We start from the raw sequence: 1,488 nt of genomic DNA on the forward strand, positions 1-1,488 counted from the left end.
GATCAACTCAAGGCCGCACCAGCCCGCGCCGGGCGGCTTCCAGCGCGGCCTCGGCGCGCGATGACACATTGAGCTTGCGATACACCTGCTTGATATAGTCCGCAATCGTGTGCTTGGACAGTCCGAGTTGCAGCGCAATCTCGGGCAAGGTATAGCCCTTGGCGACCCGCTGCAACACCTCGGTTTCGCGCTCCGTCAGACGCACCTCTTCCTCAATTTGTCGCACCAAAGTTTGCTGGCGTTGCAAAGCGCCAGCAAAGTACGCCAGTACGCGACGGGCAATGGGCGGGGACAGGGGCGGCTCGCCCTGGGTGATCCGAATCAGTTGGCGCGCCAGGAGATCTTGCGGCTGGTCTTTGAGCAAATAACCAAAGGCACCCGCCTGCAGCGCCGGAAACAGATGATCGTCATCGTCATAAATTGTCACGACCACCGATACAAGCTCGGGTTGCGTTTGACGCAGGGCGCTCACCACGTCAATGCCGGAACCGTCGGGCAGACCCAGATCAATCAGCGCCAGGTCGAACTGACTACGCTCAATTTCCTGGAGGGCTTGGTCGCGGCGCGAGGCAAAGACGATATTCATATCCGCAAACGCGGCACGCGCCACGCCACCGAGCCAGTCACGGATATCGGGCAAATCTTCAACAATCAGGGCATGCTTCATGGACTGGCGATGGTAGTCGATGGATTGGCGGCACGAACAACCGTGCCCAAGGCGTGCGTCTGAGGCGCGCGCTCCAGCAGCACGCGCACATGAAGGTGCACACCACCCAGCGCCGACACCCCAAAACGATGCGTGCCACCGAGCTTGCGCACCCGGCTCTCAATGCTGGACATGCCATGGCCCGGCGATGCGCTGGCGGCCATGGACAAACCACGGCCATCGTCCTGCACATCAAGCACCAGGTGACCGGTGTCCAAGGAAATGTCAACACAACAATGCCGCGCGTGACTGTGACGAATCACATTCGACACCGCCTCGCGCAGCACCCTTGTCAGCTGCACCAGCATACGCGCCGACAGGACCAAACCGGCCGGCGGTTCACCGGCACGCCAGTCCGGCGCCACACCAGCATCCACCAATCTGGAGACCGTCTCAGAACGCCAGTTGGAGAGCACCTGCTCCGCCAGCACCGGCTGACCTGCGAGTCCGCGCACGCTCTCGCGCATGTCCTCCAGTGCCCGCCGCGCCAACGCCGCCGTGCGATCCGACTTGCCCACGTGCATGATGGTGAGCAGTTGCGCGCCCAGGTCGTCATGCAGGTCAGAGGCGATGCGCTGGCGCTCCTGCTCCACCACCTGTTGGCCTTGGCGCTGCTGCATCAGCCCGACTTCGAGCAAACGCCACAGCTGCCCAGCAATGCGCACATGTTCTTCGGTAAACAAATGCCGGCCGCCCCTGGCCAGCAGCAGCACCCAAACGCCCTGCCCGGCAACGTCCTTCACATGCAATTCCCGCCCAAGGTCTTTCACCTGGGCGACGGG

Annotated in this window: 2 protein-coding genes; both read right to left on the reverse strand. The window is 62.6% G+C overall.

Annotated features, from left to right (window positions below; genetic code table 11):
* Positions 1–7: 7 nt before the first annotated feature.
* Positions 8–667 (reverse strand): response regulator, encoded by a 660-nt coding sequence (locus B3V69_RS06945; RefSeq protein ID WP_296445060.1) that lies wholly within the window; start codon positions 665–667, stop codon positions 8–10.
* The coding region (locus tag B3V69_RS06950) for a sensor histidine kinase (protein ID WP_296445062.1) at positions 664–1,488 on the reverse strand (825 nt) is incomplete at its 5' end. The genes B3V69_RS06945 and B3V69_RS06950, both read right to left, overlap by 4 nt.

Source organism: Rhodoferax sp. UBA5149 (assembly GCF_002413825.1).
Lineage (GTDB): Bacteria > Pseudomonadota > Gammaproteobacteria > Burkholderiales > Burkholderiaceae_C > Rhodoferax.